Origin of the sequence: Peptoniphilus sp. HMSC062D09 (assembly GCF_001811425.1) — a bacterium.
Classification (GTDB): Bacteria; Bacillota; Clostridia; order Tissierellales; family Peptoniphilaceae; genus Peptoniphilus_A.
The window spans coordinates 10,645-30,298 of sequence record NZ_KV804713.1 but is presented as its reverse complement, the minus strand read 5'-3'; the positions used below and the strand labels follow the sequence as shown (position 1 = coordinate 30,298).

The window sequence follows — 19,654 nt, the reverse complement described above, 5'->3', positions numbered from 1 at the left end:
AACCACCGGCTTAGCCGGTGGTTATGATTAAAAATTTTGACAAGAGATAGGCTTAAACTTATTATTTATTGAAAAAGTCTAGCTTTAAATGGTATCATATAGAAGGTGATAATATGAAAAAAGCAATTCTCGCTGTGACTTTGGGAAGTCTTTTGATTATTTCTTCCTGCGGCGACAAAAATGTAAATAAAAATGCAAATGTAAGTGAAAATAAAAATGCCATTGAGGCAGAGCAAAAGCCGGTTGCAAAAGAAATCACAAGAGATGGTGAAAAGAGCGAAATCGAATTTTACGACACCTTTGACACAGTGGTTCACATTGCAATTTATACTGATGATGAAAATTTTGCCAGTGAAAATTTGACTTATGCCAAGGAAAGGTTTGAAGAACTTCACAAACTTTTTGACAACTACAGAAACTATGATGGCTATGTAAATATCAAGTCAATTAATGACGAGGCAGGCGTAAAGCCTGTTGTTGTGGATGATACTTTATTTAAGCTAATAAAGGATTCTGTGGACTACAATAAAAACATTTCACACAAGACAAATATTGCCCTTGGTCCTGTTACAAAGCTTTGGAATGAATATAGAGAACTTTATGAATCTGGAAAAACTAAGGAAGAAGTTATTGACCTAAAGGGTCAGGCTCTACCTAGTGATGAAGAGCTAGAAAAGCTCCGTCCTTTTACAAATATTGAAAATGTAAAATTAAATGAAGGGAAAAAATCTGTTGAAATAGATAAGGGCATGGCACTTGACTTGGGAGCAACTGCAAAGGGCTTTGCAACAGAACTTGTGGCAAGAGAGCTTGAAGAAAGAGGAGTTAAGTCCTGTGTAATTTCTGCTGGCGGAAATGTTAGAATTATTGGAAAGCCAGTAGATGGTCGTGACAATTTTAAAATCGGAATTCAAAATCCTGACCTTGAAAGCCAGGATCCAATCCTTGCTGCAGTAAATGTTTCTAACACATCTATAGTTACAAGTGGCGACTACCAAAGATACTTCGACCTTGACGGCGTGAGATACTGTCACATAATCGATCCTGACACTTTGAAGCCTGCTACAAATGTAAAGTCTGTCACAATTATTAAAGAGGATTCAGGTCTTTGTGACTTTTTATCTACTGCTGCCTTTAATTCCACTGACGATGAGATAAATGTCCTTTCAGAGAAAACTGATTCTGCCATTATTTGGGTTGACAAGGATATGAAGATAGAGTTATCAGAAAAAGCCCAACAATTCTTGGATAATTAGGAGTGCAAATGAGAAATAATACTAGAGGATTAATTTTTCACATCTTAATAGTTTTTATAACCTTTGCCATATCAGCCCTCATAAATTTAAGCACTAGCATGAGAAATTTAGTCTATGGAAATATTTTTTTCAAAATTATTTTAGTTGCAGTCATAGTAGTCCTCTACTATAACTTTGGAAAAATGCTCTCAAAGAGAAATGCAAGGAGCCTTGACTTTTTTGCAGGCAATTTAATTTTTCTAATTGGCTTAATTTTATTTGCCCTTGGATTTTTGGGTTTGGGGAAAGAATTTTTCACTGGCTCAGTTGGTGGATCCTATTGGAAGTTTCCCATGGAATTCTTTTTGATGCCAGAGGTTTATGCAATTAAGGTTCTGGGCATAAACTACAATGCCCTAAGTCTTTTTGTTGCTACACTTATTCCTGGATTTATTTATGGCATTAGCATAAAAATTTCTAGGGCAAAAATCATGAAGAGAAATAGAGCGAGAATTAGAAGTAGAAAAAAATAGGAGGATTTGTGAAAGATATACTTTATAAATACGATAGCCAGGAGCTTTATGACCACACTGTCAATAGGCTAAGAGACTTTGGCGTTGAGTTAATTGAAATTGCAAAGCTCGTTCAAGAGCTTCAAGGCGACTACATCAAAGACCTTGACCTAGATAGATGCCTAGAAAGTGTAGAAAGCGTAATAAAAAAGAGGGAGTCAATTCACGCCATCTTGACAGGCCTTGCCCTTGACGATTTGGCAAATGAAGGTAAGCTCCCTGAGCCAATTCAATCAATTATCCATGACGACGAAGGTCTCTATGGCATTGACGAGATTTTAACTCTCGGCATTGTAAATATGTATGGCACAATTGGCCTTACCAACTTTGGCTATCTGGACAAGAAAAAAATTGGCATAATAAAGGAACTTGATGAAAAGAAAAAAGTTGAGAGAGTAACTACTTTTGCAGATGACTTGGTGGCAGCAATTGCCGCAGCAGCATCTGCAAGAATAGCTCATCAAAATAGATAATAAAATTTCATAAAACTATAAAATTCGGAAGGTCTTATTGTGGTAATCAATGAGGCCTTCTTTTTTTAGTTTTGAAAGCTCACGAGAAAGTGAAGACCTGTTTAAATTTAAGTATTGTGATAACTCTGTAATGTTGAAGTCAAGGGTAAAATATTTTGAGCCTTTTTTTCTTGCTTCATTGGACAAGTAGTACAAAATTTTTGTGCGAGCTGTGGGAAGAGTGAGCAGGTTTAATTTGTCTCGCATAAATAAATTTTTGCCAGCAAGGATTTTTATAAGATTGTCCTTAACTTTTTCCTTTGATTTTAAATTTTCGCCAAGAAAAGAATTGTAGTCGAAGAAAATTATTTCTGCCTCCCCACTTGTAACTACAGATAGGGGAATTTCCTTCACTCCACAAATTAAAACGGACTCGGCAAAAAGTGCTGGCGCAGTTAATTTTGAGAGAATAGTTTTGTTGCCAAAGTCATCGTCAACTTCAAGCTCCACTTGACCACTTAATAAAATTCCAAAATTATTTATGTTGTCGCCAACATTAAAGATTGTGGTCTTGTTTGTATAAACTTTTATGTCAGATAAAAAGTTTTTCACTTCTTCAAGCTCTAAGTCATTTAAATTGTTAAATAATTTTAAGTTTTTTAGCATCTTTGAAAGTTCCATATAACACCTCACCTATATTTTAACATTATTAGTAATAATATTATAAAAAAACTATAATGATGATTGAAGAAGTAAATTTTAAATGTTAAACTATCAATATAGAGTGAAGAGGAGGATATATGAAAGTTACTATTTGCATGGGTGCGAGATGCACTCTTATGGGAGCTAATGCCATTTACGACGCAGTAGAGTACTTACAAGATCATTTGTGCGGACCAGAATCCGAACTTTGTTCTGCAGAAAATTTGGAAATTGAATTTGCACACTGCTTAAATTATTGCAAAATTCACAACAACGAAGCATCACCAGTTGTAATTGTAGACGACGAAATTATGCTAAAGGCTACTGCTCAAGAAGTAAGCGCAAAAATTATTGATAAATTGAGGATATAAGGGGAAAAGATGAAAGAAACTTATGGAACACTTGTCGACATAAGAAGAAAAGTTTTTGCCGAGGTTGCAAGAATTGCCTATAATGATTTAGATATTTCTGCCCTTGAGGAGTCCAGTTACAAGATTGTGCCTGGCGAAGTGGCAAGATATAGAAGTGATATCTTTAGAGAGAGGGCAGTTGTCGACGAAAGACTTAGACTAGCCATGGGGCTAGATGTTAGAGAGATTGGCGTATTTAAAAATGTAACTGACGGATTTGATAAGGTAGACATAGACACCAACGCCTATGAAAAACCACTGATAAATGTAATAAAATTTGGTTGCGAAGCTTGTCCAACTAAGGCTTATTATACAACGGACAATTGCAGAAAGTGCCTTGCCCATCCATGTATAAATGTATGCCCAGTAAATGCCATTTCCATGGGCAAAGACAGGACTATAATTGACAAGGACAAGTGCGTAAAGTGTGGCAGATGTCATGATGCCTGTCCATATTCAGCAATTGTAAAATACGAAAGACCATGTGCTGCTGCTTGTGGCGTCAATGCCATTGGATCAGATGAGTATGGAAGAGCAGACATTGACCACGACAAGTGTGTTGCCTGCGGAAGATGTATTGCAGAATGTCCTTTTGGAGCAATATCAGACAAGACACAAATTTTCCAACTAATAAAGGCAATAAAGTCTGGCAAAAAAGTTTATGGAGCCATTGCACCTTCCTACATAGGACAATTTGGTGCCAACACAAGTGCAAAACAAATTATAGAAGCGATAAAACAACTTGGCTTTGAAGATGTGCTTGAAGTTGCTCTTGGAGCAGACCTTACTACTCTTCACGAAGCAAAGGAATACCTAGAAAGAGTGCCCGAAGACATACCTTTCATGGGCACAAGCTGTTGTTTCTCTTGGACTCTCATGATAAGAAATGAGTTCCCAGAATTTTTTGAGCAAGTTTCTGACTCAGGATCTCCAATGAGATACACTGCAAATCACATAAAGGAAAAGGACCCAGATGCAGTTGTAGTATTTATTGGACCTTGTACTTCTAAAAAACTAGAAGCCATTGACACAAAGGTAAAATCTGATGTTGACTTTGTAATAACCTTTGAAGAATTAATGGGCATGTTTGTAGCTAAGGACATTGAACCATCAGAAATAAAAGTAGAAGAAGATGTAAAAGACGGCTCTGCCCTTGGTAGAGGTTACCCAATTGCAGGTGGCGTTGCTGAATCTGTAAAAATTGTGGCAGAAAAAATGAATCCAAACAAGGACATCCACATTCAAGGAGCACATACTCTTTCAGAATGTATGAAGATGTTAAAAATTGCAAAGGCAGGAAAGCTTGACGGATACCTACTTGAAGGTATGGCTTGCCCTGGCGGGTGTATTGCAGGTGTAGGAACTATTGCATCTGTAAATAGAGTTAAGAAGCAAATAGAAAAATTCAAGAAGGAATCAATCTATCCTACTCCACTTGAAAATATAAATATAGAAAAAGAAAGAGAAAGCATATAAAAATCACTGACGAAAAAAAGTGAAAATTAAATAAAAAAATTTCCCATAAATATTGACAAAATAGGCTATCTAGTCTAAAATATAGGTCATGTTTAAAAAGCCCCGGAATAATTTTTAAACTATTTAGGAGGAAAATTCATTGAAAAGCTACATGGCTAAAGCAAATGAAGTTGAAAGAAAATGGTATGTAATAGATGCTGAAGGCAAAGTCCTTGGTAGATTAGCATCTGAAATTGCAAGTGTTTTAAGAGGAAAGAGAAAACCTATCTTTACACCACATGTGGACTGTGGAGATTTTGTCATCGTTATTAACGCAGACAAAGTTGTATTGACAGGCGATAAACTAAACCAAAAAATTCACGCATATCACACTGGATATCCAGGCGGAAGAAAAGAAGTTGTCTATGCTGAAATGATCGCGAAGAGACCAGAAAAAGTTATTGAATTAGCTGTTAAGGGTATGCTTCCAAAATCAAGACTAGGCAGACAAATGATCAAGAAACTAAAGGTTTATGCAGGATCAGAACATCCACATGCTGCACAAGCACCTGAAGTATATGAATTTTAATTGGAGGTAAGAATGGATACAATACAATACAGAGGTACTGGAAGAAGAAAAAAATCCATCGCTCAAGTTAGACTTCTACCTGGCAATGGAAAATTTACAGTTAACGGAAAAGATATCGAAGAATACTTTGATTATGAAACTCTAAGAACAGTTGCAAAGGAACCACTTGAACTAACTGATACCCTAGCATCCTTTGATGTAATCGTAAAAGTAGTTGGTGGCGGATATTCAGGACAAGCTGGCGCTGTTAGACACGGCGTTGCAAGAGCACTTCTTGAAGTTGATCCTGAATACAGATCAGTTCTTAAAAAAGCAGGTTTCTTAACAAGAGATCCGAGAATGAAGGAAAGAAAGAAATACGGTCTTAAAAAAGCAAGAAGATCTCCACAATTCTCAAAAAGATAATTATATATTATTTTTACAAGAGCCTTGGCAACAGGGCTCTTTTTGCTTGACCTAACCCAATTTGCCAAGCAAATTGCTGGTAGGTCAGCTGCAATTTTTAATAGGAGAAAGACCGTAGCGAACTTCGATTCGTAGCAAATGTCTGCTCTTGCCTAACTTAGTGTACGAAGAAATTAATGGTAGGTCAAACATGTCTGCCATTGACCTAAATCGACATGTAAAGCAAGCTATAGTAAGTTAAATAAAAAAATTTTGATAATAATATAAGCTTAATCTTAGAGACTCATTTTTGGGTCTTTTTTTTCTTACTTCTACACTTTACTTTATATTTGATGTATAATATGTAAAACTAAAAGGGAGGAAGACATGAAAAAGTTTAAGAGAATTTTAGTAGCAAATCGTGGGGAAATTGCCATTAGAATATTTAGGGCAGCTAGAGAATTGGGGATTCGCTCTGTTGCAATTTATTCTGAAGAAGATAGACTTGCCCTTTTTAGGACTAAGGCAGACGAGTCTTATCTAATTGGCGTGGGCAAATCGCCTCTCGATGCCTATCTTGATATTGACGAAATAATTAGCCTTGCCAAGAAAAAAGGCGTTGATGCAATTCATCCAGGCTATGGATTTTTGTCTGAAAATCCAGAATTTGCAAGAAAGTGTGAAGAAGAGGGAATAACTTTTATTGGTCCCAAGTCTGAAGTCATGGAAAAGCTTGGCGACAAAATAACTTCAAAGATTGTAGCAAAGGAAGCTGGTGTTGCCACTATTCCTGGCATTGAAAAGCCAATAAAAAATGAAGAAGAGGCTCTTTTATTTGCAAAATCTTGCGGCTATCCAGTAATGATTAAGGCTGCAGCTGGAGGCGGCGGCAGAGGAATGAGAATTGCCCAGAGTGAAGATGAACTTTTAGAAAAGTTTGAATATGCAAAGAATGAAGCAAAAAAAGCCTTTGGCGACGATTCTATGTTTATCGAAAAATATCTTCACAAGCCAAAACACATTGAAGTGCAAATTTTAGGCGACGAGTATGGCAACATTGTTCATCTCTACGAAAGGGACTGCTCAATTCAAAGGCGTCACCAAAAGGTAATTGAATACACTCCTGCTTTCTCTCTTCCAAAGGAACTCAGAGAAGAAATTTGCCAAGATGCCCTAAAGATTGCCAGGTCCATTGGCTATTCCAATGCAGGCACTGTAGAATTTTTAGTTGATTCCAAGGGCGATCACTTCTTTATAGAAGTAAATCCTAGAGTGCAAGTGGAACACACAGTCACAGAAATGTGTACAGACATTGACATTGTGCAGTCACAAATTTTAATTGCCATGGGCTACAAGCTTGACAGTGACGAGATTGGCATCAAGAGTCAAGATTCCATTGAACACAGAGGTTTTTCTATTCAATGTCGTGTGACAACTGAAGATCCTCTAAATAATTTTATGCCTGATACTGGTCAAATTAATTTATATAGGTCATCTTCTGGTTTTGGTGTAAGGCTTGACGGTGGCAACGGATTTACTGGAGCTGTCATCTCTCCTTATTACGATTCACTTCTAGTTAAAGTTATAACTGAAGCAAGAACTTGGAAGGACACTATTAGAAAGGCAAAGAGATCTTTATCTGAACTTAAGGTTGGCGGAGTAAAGACTAATATTGGATTTTTGTTAAATGTTTTAAATACAAAAGAATTTCAAGAGGGAACTTGCGACACTGGCTTTATAGAAGAACATCCAGAATTATTTGAAATAAAATCATCTAAGGACAAAGAGTTAAGGCTCATGAAAATTATTGGCGAAAAAGTTGTCAACGACTCTAAGGCTTTGGAAAAGAATTTTGATGTGCCACAAGTGCCAGACTTTGAAAGGAAAAGTTTTGAAGGTTATAAGCAAATTTTTGACAAGCTTGGTGGAGAAGGCTTAAAGAAACATATTTTGGAAGAGAAAAAACTTCTCTTGACAGATACAACTATGCGTGACGCTCACCAATCTCTCATGGCTACAAGAATGAGGACCATTGACCTTGTGAAGATTGCTGAAGCTTTAAACTACAACATGGATAAGTTGTTCTCTGTGGAAATGTGGGGCGGTGCAACTTTTGATGTTGCCTACAGATTTTTGCACGAAGATCCCTGGGAAAGACTAAAAATTTTGCGTGAAAAAATGCCAAATATGCTTTTGCAAATGCTAATTCGCGGCAACAACACTGTTGGCTACAAAAATTATCCCGACAATGTTGTAGTAAAATTCATAAAACAATCTTCAAAAAATGGAATTGATTTGTTCAGGATCTTTGACTCCCTTAACTGGCTGCCAGGTATGCAACTTTCCATTGACGAGGTTCTTAAAAATGAAAAGATTGCAGAGGCAACTATGTGCTACACAGGAGACATTCTAGACGAATATAGAGACAAGTATTCTATAAAATATTATGTGGACTTTGCCAAGGAACTCGAAAAGACTGGAGCCCACATCATTGGCATAAAGGACATGTCTGGACTTCTAAAGCCTTATGCAGCCAAGAAATTAATTAAAAACTTGAAGGAAGAAATTGGCCTACCAATTCACCTTCACACTCACGACACAACAGGCAATGGCGTTGCAACAATTTTGCAAGCCACAGAAGCTGGCGTTGACATTGTGGACACAGCCGTAAACTCTATGAGTGGACTAACTTCACAACCTGCCCTAAATTCTGTTGTGGCTGCCCTTAAAAATACTGACAGGGACACAGAAATTGATCTCGATAAGGCTGAAGACATTTCAAAATATTGGGCAGCAGTAAGACCTGTCTATGCAAACTTTGAATCTGATTTAAAGTCAGGAACTACAGAAATTTATAAGTATGAAATTCCTGGCGGTCAATATTCAAACTTAAAGCCACAAGTAGAATCCTTTGGACTTGGTCACAAGTTTAAAGATGTAAAGGAAATGTATAAGCGTGTAAACGAAATGGTTGGCGACATAGTTAAGGTTACTCCTTCATCAAAAATGGTGGGCGATTTTGCAATTTTCATGGTGCAAAATGAGCTCACTCCAGAAAATATTTTAGATAAGGGCAAAAATCTTGACTATCCAGATTCTGTTATGACTTACTTTAGGGGCATGATGGGTCAACCTTACGGCGGCTTCCCAAAAGATTTGCAAAAAATGATTTTAAAGGGAGAAAAGCCTATTACAAAAAGACCTGGGCAGCTTCTTCCTGATGAAGACTTTGGTGCAATTAAAAAACATTTGGAAGACAAGGGCATAGAGCCAAGGGAAGAAGACTTAATTTCCTCTGCCCTTTATCCAAAGGTCTTTGACGACTACATCGACTATATAAAAGAAAATGGAGAAGTTACACACATTGGCTCTGATGTATTTTTCCATGGACTAATGGAAGGGGAATCCACAGAAATTTCCATTGAAGAGGGAAAAACTTTAATCGTAACCCTAATTGAAGTTGGAAAACTTTTAGAAAATGGCACAAGAAATCTAACCTTTGAAATAAATGGTTCAAGAAGAACTATTAACATCAAGGACGAAACTGTTAAGAGCGGAGAAATTTCTAGTGAGGAAAAAATTTATGCAGATCCAAAAAATGAAAGGGAAGTTGGCTCTTCTATTCCAGGAAAAATCGTCAAGGTCCTTGTAAGTGAAGGTGAAAAAGTCAAAAAGGGCGACAAATTATTTATAGCTGAGGCCATGAAGATGGAGACAAATATTGTGGCAAACATTGACGGAAAAGTTAAGGATATCTTTGTAAGAGAAGGCGACATGGTGGAAAGTGGCGAGTTACTTTTGTCCTTTGAATAAAAACTTTCATCTTGGGTAAAATTTTTGTGAATAGATTTTATTTTAAAGTCAAAGGAAGTGTGAAATGAAGAAACTTTATAGGTCGCGAAAGGATAGAGTCTTCGCAGGCGTCTGTGGTGGCATAGCTGAATATTTGGGCATTGACTCTACAATCGTTAGGCTGATTACCTTTTTGTTAATCGTGCCTGGCGGACTTAGTATTTGGGTTTACATTGCCCTTGCCATTATCATCCCCTCAGAGCCCTATGGCAATAGGATAGATGATAGCTATGGCGAAAGGTTCAAAGAGCCTTACCAAAAAGAAAAGCACTACGAAGAAAATTACAGAGATATTTATGAAGAACAAAAGAAAAAATCTGATGAAGATTTTTATTGAGAAGGGGTCCAGGAGGACCTCTTTTTTAGTGAAAAAAACTTCATGAAAGAAATTTATTTATTAAAGTTATTAAAAGTCTTAGCCTAAATTATTTTCTGTATTTAATTCTAATTTATTGATACAATAAAGGCGAGGTGTTGTAATTGATTACTCTTGAAGGAATTGTGGAGAGAATTATTTTTAGAAATGAAGAAAATGGATACACTGTTGCCAAGATAACTTCAACTGATGGTGACCTTGTCATAGTGGGCTCTGCTACAATTTTTAAGACAAATTTAAAATACAAATTCACAGGAGATTTTACATATCACAACAAATACGGCGAGCAGTTTGCCTTTGTGGAAATGGAAGAAGTCATGCCCGAGGGCGAAGCTGCCATTATCTCCTACCTTTCAAGCGCAAATATACCTCATGTTGGGGAAAAAATGGCAGAGCGAATTGTAAATAAATTTAAGGACGAAACTCTTGATGTAATAGAAAAAAATCCTGAAAAGCTTTTGTCTGTGGAAGGCATTGGCAAGAAAAAGTATAAAGACATTAAGGAAGCACTGGACAAGCAATATGCCATGAGAAAAATTTTCTTATATTTTTCCAAGTACAACCTGCCTGCCTCTGTGATTTTAAAAATTTACAAGGAGTATGGCGAAGAGTCCATAGAGATTGTAAGGAGAAATCCCTACGATTTAATTGGCAGTGTTAGAGGCATAGGTTTTAAAAAGGCTGATGAGATTGCAGAGAGCCTTGGCATAGAAAAAGATTCTGATTTTAGAAAAATTGCAGGCCTAAAGTATGCCCTCATGCTTGCCATTAGAGATGGCCACACCTATCTTCCCCTAGACAAATTAGTTAGGGCATCGGAAAAAATTCTGGGTTTAAATTTTGAGGATAGAGATGACCTTGCAAGGACACTTAGTCTTGAGAAAAACTTTTTTGTTGAAAGAGATGGCGAAAACTACAACTGCTATATTGCAAGATACCTGGCTGCAGAAAATTATGTGGCAGGAAAATTAAATGATTTAAATATTACCTTTGAGGAAGAAATTGACATAGACAAAAAAATTTCTGATACAGAAAAATTTAGGGAGATTGAGCTTTCAAAGACTCAGAGAAGGGCTGTGAAAGAGGCAATAAATAGGGGACTCTTTGTAATAACTGGTGGCCCTGGTACGGGAAAGACTACCACCCTAAAGGTCTTAATCGACATTTTTGAGTCCATGAATAAAGTTATAAAGCTTGCCGCACCTACAGGCAGGGCTGCCAAGAGGATGAAAGAGCAAACTGGTCGCGACGCCTTTACCATTCACAAGCTTCTTGAAATTGGCTTTGCAGGAGACCTGGGCTTTTCAAATATTGAGGAGCTTGAATGCGATGTTTTGATCCTAGATGAAGTGTCCATGGTGGATATCCTTCTCATGGAAACACTTCTTAAGTCCATTGAAAGCCCAACTAGGCTTATTTTAGTTGGCGACAAGGATCAACTGCCTTCTGTTGGGGCAGGAAATGTCCTTGCAGATATTTTAAAGTCAGGCGTAATTGAGTCTGTGAACCTGGAAGAAATTTTCAGGCAGTCAGAGGAGTCCATGATTGTAAAAAATGCTCACCTAATCAATAAGGGCGAGATGCCAATTTTAAATGTGGGCGACTTCTTTATGATTTCTGAAAGAGGAGAGGTTAAGGGTCTTGAAATTATTAAGGATTTAGTCAAGACTAGACTTCCCAATTATTTTAATGTAAGTGAAAGTGAAGTCCAGGTTTTGACGCCAACTAAAAAGGGAAATCACGGCACTCTTAATCTCAATAGGGTTCTCCAAGAGCACTTAAATAAAAATGAGGACTGCATAGAAGTCCTAGGCAAAAAATTTAAGCTTGGCGACAGAGTTCTTCAGACGAAAAATAATTATGAGCTTGAGTCAAAGGTGGAAAATAAATTTTATGAGGACAGACAAAAGGGAGTCTTCAATGGCGACTTAGGCTACATTTCAAAAATTGACAGGGAAAACAAAAAGCTGACAGTTGTCTTTGACGATGTGAGAAGCGTGGAATATTCAAGTGAGAACTTAGACGAGTTGGCACTTGCCTATGCCATGACTATCCACAAGTCTCAGGGCAGTGAATTTCCAGTAGTTGTAATTCCCCTTTACCGGGCAGCGCCAATGCTACTTACGAGAAATTTAATTTACACAGCTATAACTCGTGCATCAAAGGCAGTGGTCTTAGTTGGTCAAAGTGAGTACCTTGTGAAGATGATTGAAAATAATAAAACTGTAAAGAGATATTCTAACTTGGCAGAAAAATTGAGGAAGCAAAATGAAGTTAATGGAAAATAATTGCCCTGTATGTGGAAAAATTGTAAAAAACTATGGACTTTGCCCTGCTTGCTATGAGCTGGTGAACAAAAGCCCAACCTTTTACTATGACATAGAGGGCCTTGACGATTTAATTGTCTCCTCAACTTATGCTGGCATAATGAGAAGGCTCATAATCGACTTTAAGTTCAAGGGCAAGCTCTCCTATGGAGAAATTATTTCTGAAATTATGATAGAAAAACTTTTGGAGAGAAATTTATCTGAAGTAGTTTTGACTTTTGTCCCCATGCACCCTCGCCGAGAGAGGGAAAGAGGCTACAATCAATCGAAAATTTTGGCAGAGACTATTGCAAAGAAACTTGATTTAAAGTGCCAAGAAGTCTTCGAGAAAGTTAAGGACACAAAATTTCAAGTAGGTCTAAAAAAAGACCAGCGTCAAGAAAATTTAAAAAATGCCTTTGTTGTAAAAAAGGCTCCAGAGGAAATAATAATTGTAGACGATGTAATAACTACGGGCACAACTATTTCTGAACTTGTAAAAGTTGCCAAGGCTTCTGGCATAAAAAAAGTGACTGCACTTATTGCAGCCACAGAAATTGCCTAATTATCAAAATTTTTAAAAATGGAATCATGTCTTGGCCAAATATTTAAAGATTTAAAATTTTTCATGGAGTAGAGAGTTGCATTTATCTCTGCCCCAATTAAAATAATTATTGAAAGTAAATAAAGCCAAATTAAAAAAATTATAATACCTCCAAGAGAGCCATAGGTGATGGAGTAATTGCCAAAGTTTGACACATAGAATCCAAAGACTATGGAAACAATGATTACGCCTATTGTTGAAAAAATTGCACCAGGAAGGACTCCCTTAAAAGTCACCATGTTCTCCTTGCTATTTGATGGAGAAAACTTGTAGAGGAGCATGAAGGTAACTAACATATAAGTTAGGGGGATTGCATTTTTTGCTATCCGCCACAGCTTGTCAAAAAATTCATTCTCTATGTTTAGATAATCCATAACATTTACATAAATTATTTCACCAAAAATTTGCGTTAGGATCAGCATAAAAAACATGGTAATAAGTGAGCCTGTGAAGAAGAGGGCAATGAGCCTTAGTTTAATAAAACCTCTCTTTTCATCAAAACCATAGGATGAATTGATTATTTTTATTAGTTTAAAAACTGCAGTTGATGCAGTGAAAAGACCTGCCACAAAGGAAATTGTGAAGAAAGATCCAGAAGATGAACTTTGAAGCTCTCTCAAAAAATCTGTGACAATGCTTTGGATTTCAGCTGGAAGTACATCTAATAGTGAAAAAATATATTCTGGGTCTAAAATCCCTGAAAAATTAATTGCATTTATTAATGAAATTAAAAAAGGAAAAATTGATAGAACTAAAAAATATGTGAGACTGCCTCCATAGGAGAGAGTGTCGTGATTTAATATTCTATAAATTAATTTGTCAAAAAAAGTAAAGGCTTTTTTGTCCTTTGATTTATCTATAAAATTATTTAAAAATTTCATTGAACACCTCTTGTGTATTATATATTAAATTTTATGTTATAACAATTCGTTACATGATAAAATAGAGTAAAGGATGATGATTATGGATTACAATATATTAGTTTGCGACGACGAGAGAGATATCTTAGACGCAATAGAAATTTATTTAAAGGCAGAAGGATACAGCGTTTTTACTGCAGAAGACGGCGTATCTGCTCTTGAAATATTAGAAAAAAAAGAAATACATCTTGCAATCATAGACATTATGATGCCCGTAATGGATGGCATAACTCTAATTATGAAAATGCGCGAAGTTACAAATATTCCTATCATTGTGCTTTCTGCAAAGAGTGAAGTTACAGATAAGATTGTGGGCTTAAATGTGGGGGCAGATGATTACATAACAAAACCCTTTAACGCAGTGGAGCTTACTGCAAGGGTAAATTCTCTAATTAGGAGATATTTTTCCCTTGGTGCATCAGAAATTAAAAAGGGAGACATAAAAATTGGAAGAGTGAGTCTTTCTGATGAGTCAAAGGAAGTGAGAGTTGAGGGAGAAGTTGTGAGCCTTACTCCCTATGAATACAAAATTTTGTATCTTCTCTTAAAAAATCCTGGCAGAGTTTTTTCTTCCAATGAAATTTATGAAAGAGTATGGGAAGACGAGGCAATTGATGTGAGAAAAATTATTTCTGTCCACATCTCTCACCTTCGCGACAAGGTGGAAATCAATCCAAGAAAACCTGATTTAATAAAATCTGTCTATGGAATGGGATATAAAATTGAGGCAAAGTAATGCTTTCTGATATAAAAGATTATTTTAAGGAAATTTTTGTAAATCTTTCAGATAAAATTTTTGTGGAAAATATTTTTGCCTCCTGCGTAATTATTTTCGAGCTCTTTAATATTAACAAACACTTTATCCTGGCTTGGATAGTTACTCTTCTTTTTGTCCTTATAAAAATCAAGAGAAAAAAATTATTGGACACAGTTTTTACCTACAACCTCTTTAAGTACAGACAGTTTAAAAATTTCAGGCTCTTTGGCACCTTAAATGTGACCCTATTTATTTTATACATTTTATTTTACAGCCTGCTTACCAAGGGTATAGTCCTTTTAAATGTCCTTCTCTTTATGATACTTCGTGCAGTCTTTATTGTTGAAGTTCAGTTTGCACAAAACGCCCTATCCATTGAGTTAGTGGAGTCCATACTCTATGGCTACGACTTTGTCATTCCAGAGCCCTTTGAAAATGAGTACCTGGAAAAAATTACAGTCCTAATGGAAGACTTCAAGAAGCGTGACAGGAAGAGGCTGGAAGAAAACTTTAGGTCAGAGAAATTAAAGGTGGAGCTAATAACAAATATTTCCCACGACTTAAAGACGCCCCTCACTTCAATAATTAATTATGCCGACCTCTTGTCCAAGAAAGATGAATTAGACGAGGAGGCAAAAAAATTTATAGGCATTTTAAAGAGAAATTCCACAAGGCTAAGGGACCTAATTGTGGACCTTGTCTTTGCATCAAAGACAAGCACCAGGGACATTTCTGTAGAGAGGTCCTTAGTTGAATTAAATGAAATGATTTTACAAATTTATGGCGACTACGATTCTCTCTTTAAGCAAAAGGACTTGGATTTTCTCTACAACTCAACTAGCGACGAAATTTTAATTTATACAGATGTAAATCTCTTTGTTAGAATCGTGGAAAATCTTCTTTCCAATGCGGCTAAACACTCAAGACCTGGCACAAAGGTCCTTGCAGGTGTAATTGAAAGGGAGTCCAGCGTTGAATTTTATGTAAAAAATATTATGAATGAAAAATTAAATATGAATAGTGATGAACTTTTCGAAGAACTTTTAAAGGCAGACAGATCCAGACACTCTGAAGGTTCAGGACTTGGACTTAACATTGTAAAAAATCTTTCAGAAATCCTGGGCGGCGATGTAAAAATTTCCATTCACGGTCAGTGGTTTGATGTCCATGTATTGCTTTCAAAGGATTCAGAGTGATTATATTTTATTGACAAGAAATAGAATTTGAAATAAAATAAAAAGAAACCACAGGTTTTTCATAATGGCAATTTTAATTAATTGCCATTTTTTTATTTTTCAAAAACTTTATGGGGGGGAAACTTATGATCGAGGAATTCGGAATAAAAAGTTTTAATAAGAAAAAGATGAAGGAAGCACTTCCCTATCCAATTTATTTAAAGTGGAAGGATGCCCTAAGAAATGAAAAGGACTTGGACAGAGAGACTGCCGATGCCATTGCCCATGCCATGAAGGATTGGGCCCTAAGTAATGGCGCAACCCACTTTGCTCACTGGTTCTTGCCCCTAAGCGGTCACACTGCAAAAAAACACGAGGCCTTTATTTCAAGGACTTCTGATGGTGAACCAATTAATAGATTTTCAGGCAAGGAACTTGTAAAGGGAGAGCCAGATGCCTCATCCTTTCCAAGTGGTGGCATGAGGTCTACCTTTGAGGCGAGAGGCTACACTTACTGGGACCTTACAGCAAATTCTTTTATCATTGGAAATGTCCTTTACATCCCCACTATTTTTATGTCCTACAAGGGTGAAAAGCTTGACAAGAGAGGACCCCTCATTGATTCTACAAAAATTTTAAGTGCTGAGGGCGTAAAAATTGTAAATTTATTTAAGAAGGACGAATATGCCTACAGGATGAGGGTAAAGGTTGGTCTTGAACAAGAATTTTTCTTAGTTGATAAAGAAATATATAAAAAGAGAAGCGACCTCAAAAATATTGGAAGAACTATAGTTGGAGCTCCTTCGCCCAAGGGACAAGAGTTGTCTGATCACTATTTTGGTCAAATTCCTGCAAGAGTTGAAAAATTTTATAAGGATGTTGACGAAAAACTTTACCAGCTTGGCATTTATTCTGAGGCAGAGCACAATGAAGTTGCCCCAAATCAATTTGAAATGGCAATTTTATTTGAAAATGTAAATGTGGCTATTGACGACAACCAACTTCTCATGAACATCTTAAAGGAAACTGCCCTAGAAAATGATTTGGTCTGCCTCTTCCACGAAAAGCCCTTTGCCAGTGTAAATGGTTCTGGCAAGCACAACAATTATTCTATCGTCACAAATTATGGCTTAAATGTTTTTGATCCAGGTGACGACCCCTACAACAACGACATATTTTTATTATTTGTGGCAGCACTAATTGAGGCAACAGACAAGTATCAAAGCCTCTTAAGAGTTAGCGCATCATCAACTTCAAATGACTTTAGGCTTGGAGCAGACGAAGCACCGCCAGCTATAGTTTCATTATTTTTGGGAAGCGACCTAGAGGAACTTTTTAGAGATATAAAAGAAGAAGTAGAATATAAAAAGGAAGACGATAATACTTTTAGGGGCTACAATCTTTTAAGCGTGCCAAAGGATTCCAGCGACAGAAATAGAACTGCAGCCGTTGCCTTTACGGGAAATAAATTTGAATTTAGGATGCTTGGCTCATCAAAGACTGGCTCTGATTTAAACATTACACTTAACTGCGCAATGACTGATTCTCTTTCAAGGATTTATGAAAGACTTGAGCCCTATAAGGATGATTACAAGAAACTAAGAAGGCTTGTCCTTGAAATAGTGAGGGAAATAATGATTTCTCACGATAGGGTAATTTGCGACGGAGATAATTATTCTCTTGAGTGGAGAGAAGAGGCAAAGAGAAGGGGACTTGCAAATCACAAGACTTATTTTGATGCCTTAGTTGCCCTAAAGGATTTTGACTTTAGTGATATTTTCTTAAAGAGGGGAATTTATACTGAAAAGGAAATAAGGGCAAGCTATGAAGTAAACCTAGAAGAAGTTGTAATCTATCACACTTTAGAGGCAAAGATAATGATGGCCATGATTGAAAAGGACATAATCCCTATGGGTCTTGCCGAGCTAAGTGACCTGAGCCCTATCTTAAATTTTAAAAATAATGAATTGCTAAGGGCTAAGTATGATAAAATAGATAAGATGATTACAAAGTTAATGGAATGTGAAGGTGAAATTGAAGCCTTGCTTTTACATTCAAGCAAAATAGATGACATTTACAAAAAGGCAGAGTATGTTGAAAGAAATATTGCCACAAAACTTCGCGCCACAAGAGAAGTTGCCGATGACATGGAAAAATTAATTTCAAGAAAAAATATTACGCTGCCATCTTATGAAGATATTTTTAATTCACTAAGCTAGGAGGAAATATGACTAAATTTATATTTGTTACAGGTGGAGTTGTTTCAGGAATTGGCAAGGGAATTTCTGCAGCAAGTATTGGAAGACTTTTAAAGGACAGAGGACTTTCAGTATTTATGCAAAAGTTTGACCCCTACTTAAATGTGGACCCAGGCACTATGAGTCCCTACCAACATGGAGAAGTTTTTGTAACTAAAGACGGAGCAGAAACTGACCTTGACCTTGGCCACTATGAAAGATTTATCGACGAAGAACTAACTAAGGGTGCATCAATTACAACTGGTAAAGTTTATTCAACAGTTATTGCCAAGGAAAGGCGTGGTGATTATGACGGAGCAACTGTGCAAGTAATTCCCCACATCACTAACGAAATAAAAAATGCAGTTTATAAGGCTGCCAAAGAATCAAAGGCTGATGTTGTAATTACAGAAATTGGTGGAACAGTGGGAGACATTGAGTCCCTACCATTTTTGGAAGCAATAAGACAAATTCACTCAGAAAATAAAACATCAGATGTCTTATTTGTCCACACAGTTTTAGTGCCAAATATTCCAGGCTCTGACGAGCTAAAGACTAAGCCAACTCAACACTCCTTTAAGGAGCTTATGAGTAACGGAATTAAAACTGATGTGATAATTGTTAGGTCTAATGGCATTGTAACAAAGGATTTGAGAGAAAAAATTTCTCTATTCTGCGATGTGCCAGTGGAAGCAGTTATCCAATCAACTAATGTAGACTTAATTTATGAAGTGCCACTTGTTTTCCACGAACAACATCTAGATGATTATATTTTAAAAGAACTTGACCTTGAAGACAGACCAGCATCAAAGGGCAAGTGGAAAGAAATGGTTGAAAGATTTAAAGACGTCAAGGGCGAAGTTACAATTGGTCTTGTAGGCAAATATGTAAGCCTTCACGATGCTTACCTATCTGTCACACAAGCACTTACTGATGCAGGTTGCGAAAATGGCTACAAGGTAAAGATTAAATGGATAAATTCTGAAGATATAGAAAAGGATGCTAGCATCTTAGAAGGGCTTGACGGAATAATTGTGCCAGGCGGCTTTGGCTCTCGTGGAACAGAAGGCATGATCATGGCAAGTAAGTACGCTCGCGAAAACAATGTGCCTTACTTTGGAATTTGCTATGGAATGCAAATTGCACTTATTGATGTTGCAAGAAATAAACTTGGCTACAAGGATGCAAATTCTACAGAAATAAATCCAGATACAAATTATCCAATAATTGATCTTTTGGAAAATCAAAAGGACATCAAGAATGTTGGTGGAACTCTTAGACTTGGAAATTATGACTGCACAATTGAAAAGGATACTTTGGTTTATAGCCTTTACGGAGAAGAAAAAATCAAAGAAAGACATAGGCACAGATATGAATTCAACAATGACTTTAGAGGAAAAATTAGATCAGCTGGCGTGACTTTTTCTGGAATAAATGAAGATAAAGATTTAGTTGAAATAATTGAAATAAAGGACAATGACTTCTTTGTGGCTTGTCAATTCCACCCAGAATTTAAGTCAAGGCCAACAAAAGTTCATCCACTCTTTAATGGCTTCATAAAGGCAGCAATAAAAAATAAAAACAAATAAAGATAAATAAAAAAATCTCATCCATAAATTTTGGGTGAG

General features: G+C 36.5%; 17 protein-coding genes. 15 read left to right on the top strand and 2 right to left on the bottom strand.

Features of this window, described 5'->3' with window-relative positions; genetic code table 11:
• Positions 1-113 precede the first annotated feature (113 nt).
• The 3 genes from HMPREF2801_RS05490 to HMPREF2801_RS05480 are packed head-to-tail and all read left to right on the top strand — an operon-like array spanning position 114 to position 2,280.
• A complete protein-coding gene (locus HMPREF2801_RS05490; RefSeq protein ID WP_070611100.1) occupies positions 114-1,256 on the top strand; it encodes an FAD:protein FMN transferase in 1,143 nt (380 codons plus the stop codon).
• A gap of 8 nt (positions 1,257-1,264) precedes the next feature.
• Entirely contained in the window at positions 1,265-1,768 is a 504-nt protein-coding gene (locus HMPREF2801_RS05485) for a hypothetical protein (RefSeq protein WP_070611098.1), read from the top strand.
• Positions 1,769-1,776: 8 nt separating this feature from the next.
• The gene (locus tag HMPREF2801_RS05480) at positions 1,777-2,280 is read left to right on the top strand and encodes a phosphatidylglycerophosphatase A family protein (RefSeq protein WP_070611096.1); all 504 of its coding nucleotides are present in this window, start codon (positions 1,777-1,779) and stop codon (positions 2,278-2,280) included.
• A 15-nt stretch (positions 2,281-2,295) separates the two neighbouring features.
• On the opposite strand, the gene HMPREF2801_RS05475 is transcribed toward HMPREF2801_RS05480, so the two are convergent.
• Positions 2,296-2,940: a Crp/Fnr family transcriptional regulator gene (locus HMPREF2801_RS05475; protein ID WP_070611094.1), complete on the bottom strand. Its 645-nt coding sequence runs from the start codon at positions 2,938-2,940 to the stop codon at positions 2,296-2,298.
• A 119-nt stretch (positions 2,941-3,059) separates the two neighbouring features.
• On the opposite strand from HMPREF2801_RS05475, the gene HMPREF2801_RS05470 reads away from it, so the two are divergent.
• From HMPREF2801_RS05470 to HMPREF2801_RS05435, 8 genes are all read left to right on the top strand, one after another.
• Positions 3,060-3,332, top strand: a complete 273-nt coding sequence (locus HMPREF2801_RS05470; RefSeq protein WP_019108415.1) for an NAD(P)H-dependent oxidoreductase subunit E — start codon at positions 3,060-3,062, stop codon at positions 3,330-3,332.
• A 9-nt stretch (positions 3,333-3,341) separates the two neighbouring features.
• Positions 3,342-4,847 (top strand): 4Fe-4S dicluster domain-containing protein, encoded by a 1,506-nt coding sequence (locus tag HMPREF2801_RS05465; RefSeq protein ID WP_070611092.1) that lies wholly within the window; start codon positions 3,342-3,344, stop codon positions 4,845-4,847.
• A gap of 139 nt (positions 4,848-4,986) precedes the next feature.
• Positions 4,987-5,415 (top strand): 50S ribosomal protein L13, encoded by a 429-nt coding sequence (rplM, locus tag HMPREF2801_RS05460; RefSeq protein ID WP_070611091.1) that lies wholly within the window; start codon positions 4,987-4,989, stop codon positions 5,413-5,415.
• 12 nt (positions 5,416-5,427) lie between these two features.
• On the top strand, positions 5,428-5,820 hold the full coding sequence (rpsI, locus tag HMPREF2801_RS05455) for a 30S ribosomal protein S9 (RefSeq protein ID WP_070611088.1): 393 nt from the start codon (positions 5,428-5,430) through the stop codon (positions 5,818-5,820).
• Between the two features lie 366 nt (positions 5,821-6,186).
• Positions 6,187-9,612 (top strand): pyruvate carboxylase, encoded by a 3,426-nt coding sequence (locus HMPREF2801_RS05450; RefSeq protein WP_070611086.1) that lies wholly within the window; start codon positions 6,187-6,189, stop codon positions 9,610-9,612.
• 64 nt (positions 9,613-9,676) lie between these two features.
• A complete protein-coding gene (locus tag HMPREF2801_RS05445; protein ID WP_070611084.1) occupies positions 9,677-9,988 on the top strand; it encodes a PspC domain-containing protein in 312 nt (103 codons plus the stop codon).
• A gap of 143 nt (positions 9,989-10,131) precedes the next feature.
• Entirely contained in the window at positions 10,132-12,315 is a 2,184-nt protein-coding gene (locus HMPREF2801_RS05440) for an SF1B family DNA helicase RecD2 (RefSeq protein WP_070611081.1), read from the top strand.
• Positions 12,296-12,898, top strand: coding sequence for a ComF family protein (locus HMPREF2801_RS05435; RefSeq protein WP_070611080.1), 603 nt, complete (start codon positions 12,296-12,298; stop codon positions 12,896-12,898). The genes HMPREF2801_RS05440 and HMPREF2801_RS05435 overlap by 20 nt, the downstream gene beginning before the upstream one ends.
• On the opposite strand, the gene HMPREF2801_RS05430 is transcribed toward HMPREF2801_RS05435, so the two are convergent.
• On the bottom strand, positions 12,895-13,818 hold the full coding sequence (locus tag HMPREF2801_RS05430; protein ID WP_070611078.1) for a YihY/virulence factor BrkB family protein: 924 nt from the start codon (positions 13,816-13,818) through the stop codon (positions 12,895-12,897). The genes HMPREF2801_RS05435 and HMPREF2801_RS05430 overlap by 4 nt on opposite strands.
• Before the next feature lie 82 nt (positions 13,819-13,900).
• Here HMPREF2801_RS05430 and HMPREF2801_RS05425 point away from each other — a divergent pair, with 82 nt between their 5' ends.
• The 4 genes from HMPREF2801_RS05425 (at position 13,901) to HMPREF2801_RS05410 (ending at position 19,615) form a co-directional block, all read left to right on the top strand.
• Positions 13,901-14,593, top strand: coding sequence for a response regulator transcription factor (locus tag HMPREF2801_RS05425; RefSeq protein WP_070611076.1), 693 nt, complete (start codon positions 13,901-13,903; stop codon positions 14,591-14,593).
• Positions 14,593-15,810, top strand: a complete 1,218-nt coding sequence (locus HMPREF2801_RS05420; RefSeq protein ID WP_070611075.1) for a sensor histidine kinase — start codon at positions 14,593-14,595, stop codon at positions 15,808-15,810. Before HMPREF2801_RS05425 ends, HMPREF2801_RS05420 begins: the two co-directional genes overlap by 1 nt.
• Positions 15,811-15,935: 125 nt before the next feature.
• A complete protein-coding gene (locus HMPREF2801_RS05415) occupies positions 15,936-18,008 on the top strand; it encodes a glutamine synthetase III domain-containing protein (protein ID WP_070611074.1) in 2,073 nt (690 codons plus the stop codon).
• 8 nt (positions 18,009-18,016) lie between these two features.
• The gene (locus HMPREF2801_RS05410; protein WP_070611072.1) at positions 18,017-19,615 is read left to right on the top strand and encodes a CTP synthase; all 1,599 of its coding nucleotides are present in this window, start codon (positions 18,017-18,019) and stop codon (positions 19,613-19,615) included.
• Positions 19,616-19,654: the final 39 nt, after the last annotated feature.

Excerpts from the sequence above, each read along its gene's own strand:
- HMPREF2801_RS05445 (WP_070611084.1), top strand. The coding sequence starts at position 9,677 with ATGAAGAAACTTTATAGGTCGCGAAAGGATAGAGTCTTCGCAGGCGTC.
- HMPREF2801_RS05485 (WP_070611098.1), top strand. The coding sequence starts at position 1,265 with ATGAGAAATAATACTAGAGGATTAATTTTTCACATCTTAATAGTTTTT.
- HMPREF2801_RS05420 (WP_070611075.1), top strand. The coding sequence starts at position 14,593 with ATGCTTTCTGATATAAAAGATTATTTTAAGGAAATTTTTGTAAATCTT.
- HMPREF2801_RS05435 (WP_070611080.1), top strand. The coding sequence starts at position 12,296 with ATGAAGTTAATGGAAAATAATTGCCCTGTATGTGGAAAAATTGTAAAA.
- HMPREF2801_RS05470 (WP_019108415.1), top strand. The coding sequence starts at position 3,060 with ATGAAAGTTACTATTTGCATGGGTGCGAGATGCACTCTTATGGGAGCT.
- HMPREF2801_RS05465 (WP_070611092.1), top strand. The coding sequence starts at position 3,342 with ATGAAAGAAACTTATGGAACACTTGTCGACATAAGAAGAAAAGTTTTT.
- HMPREF2801_RS05425 (WP_070611076.1), top strand. The coding sequence starts at position 13,901 with ATGGATTACAATATATTAGTTTGCGACGACGAGAGAGATATCTTAGAC.
- HMPREF2801_RS05475 (WP_070611094.1), bottom strand. The coding sequence starts at position 2,940 with ATGGAACTTTCAAAGATGCTAAAAAACTTAAAATTATTTAACAATTTA.
- rpsI (WP_070611088.1), top strand. The coding sequence starts at position 5,428 with ATGGATACAATACAATACAGAGGTACTGGAAGAAGAAAAAAATCCATC.
- HMPREF2801_RS05450 (WP_070611086.1), top strand. The coding sequence starts at position 6,187 with ATGAAAAAGTTTAAGAGAATTTTAGTAGCAAATCGTGGGGAAATTGCC.
- HMPREF2801_RS05415 (WP_070611074.1), top strand. The coding sequence starts at position 15,936 with ATGATCGAGGAATTCGGAATAAAAAGTTTTAATAAGAAAAAGATGAAG.
- HMPREF2801_RS05430 (WP_070611078.1), bottom strand. The coding sequence starts at position 13,818 with ATGAAATTTTTAAATAATTTTATAGATAAATCAAAGGACAAAAAAGCC.
- HMPREF2801_RS05490 (WP_070611100.1), top strand. The coding sequence starts at position 114 with ATGAAAAAAGCAATTCTCGCTGTGACTTTGGGAAGTCTTTTGATTATT.
- HMPREF2801_RS05410 (WP_070611072.1), top strand. The coding sequence starts at position 18,017 with ATGACTAAATTTATATTTGTTACAGGTGGAGTTGTTTCAGGAATTGGC.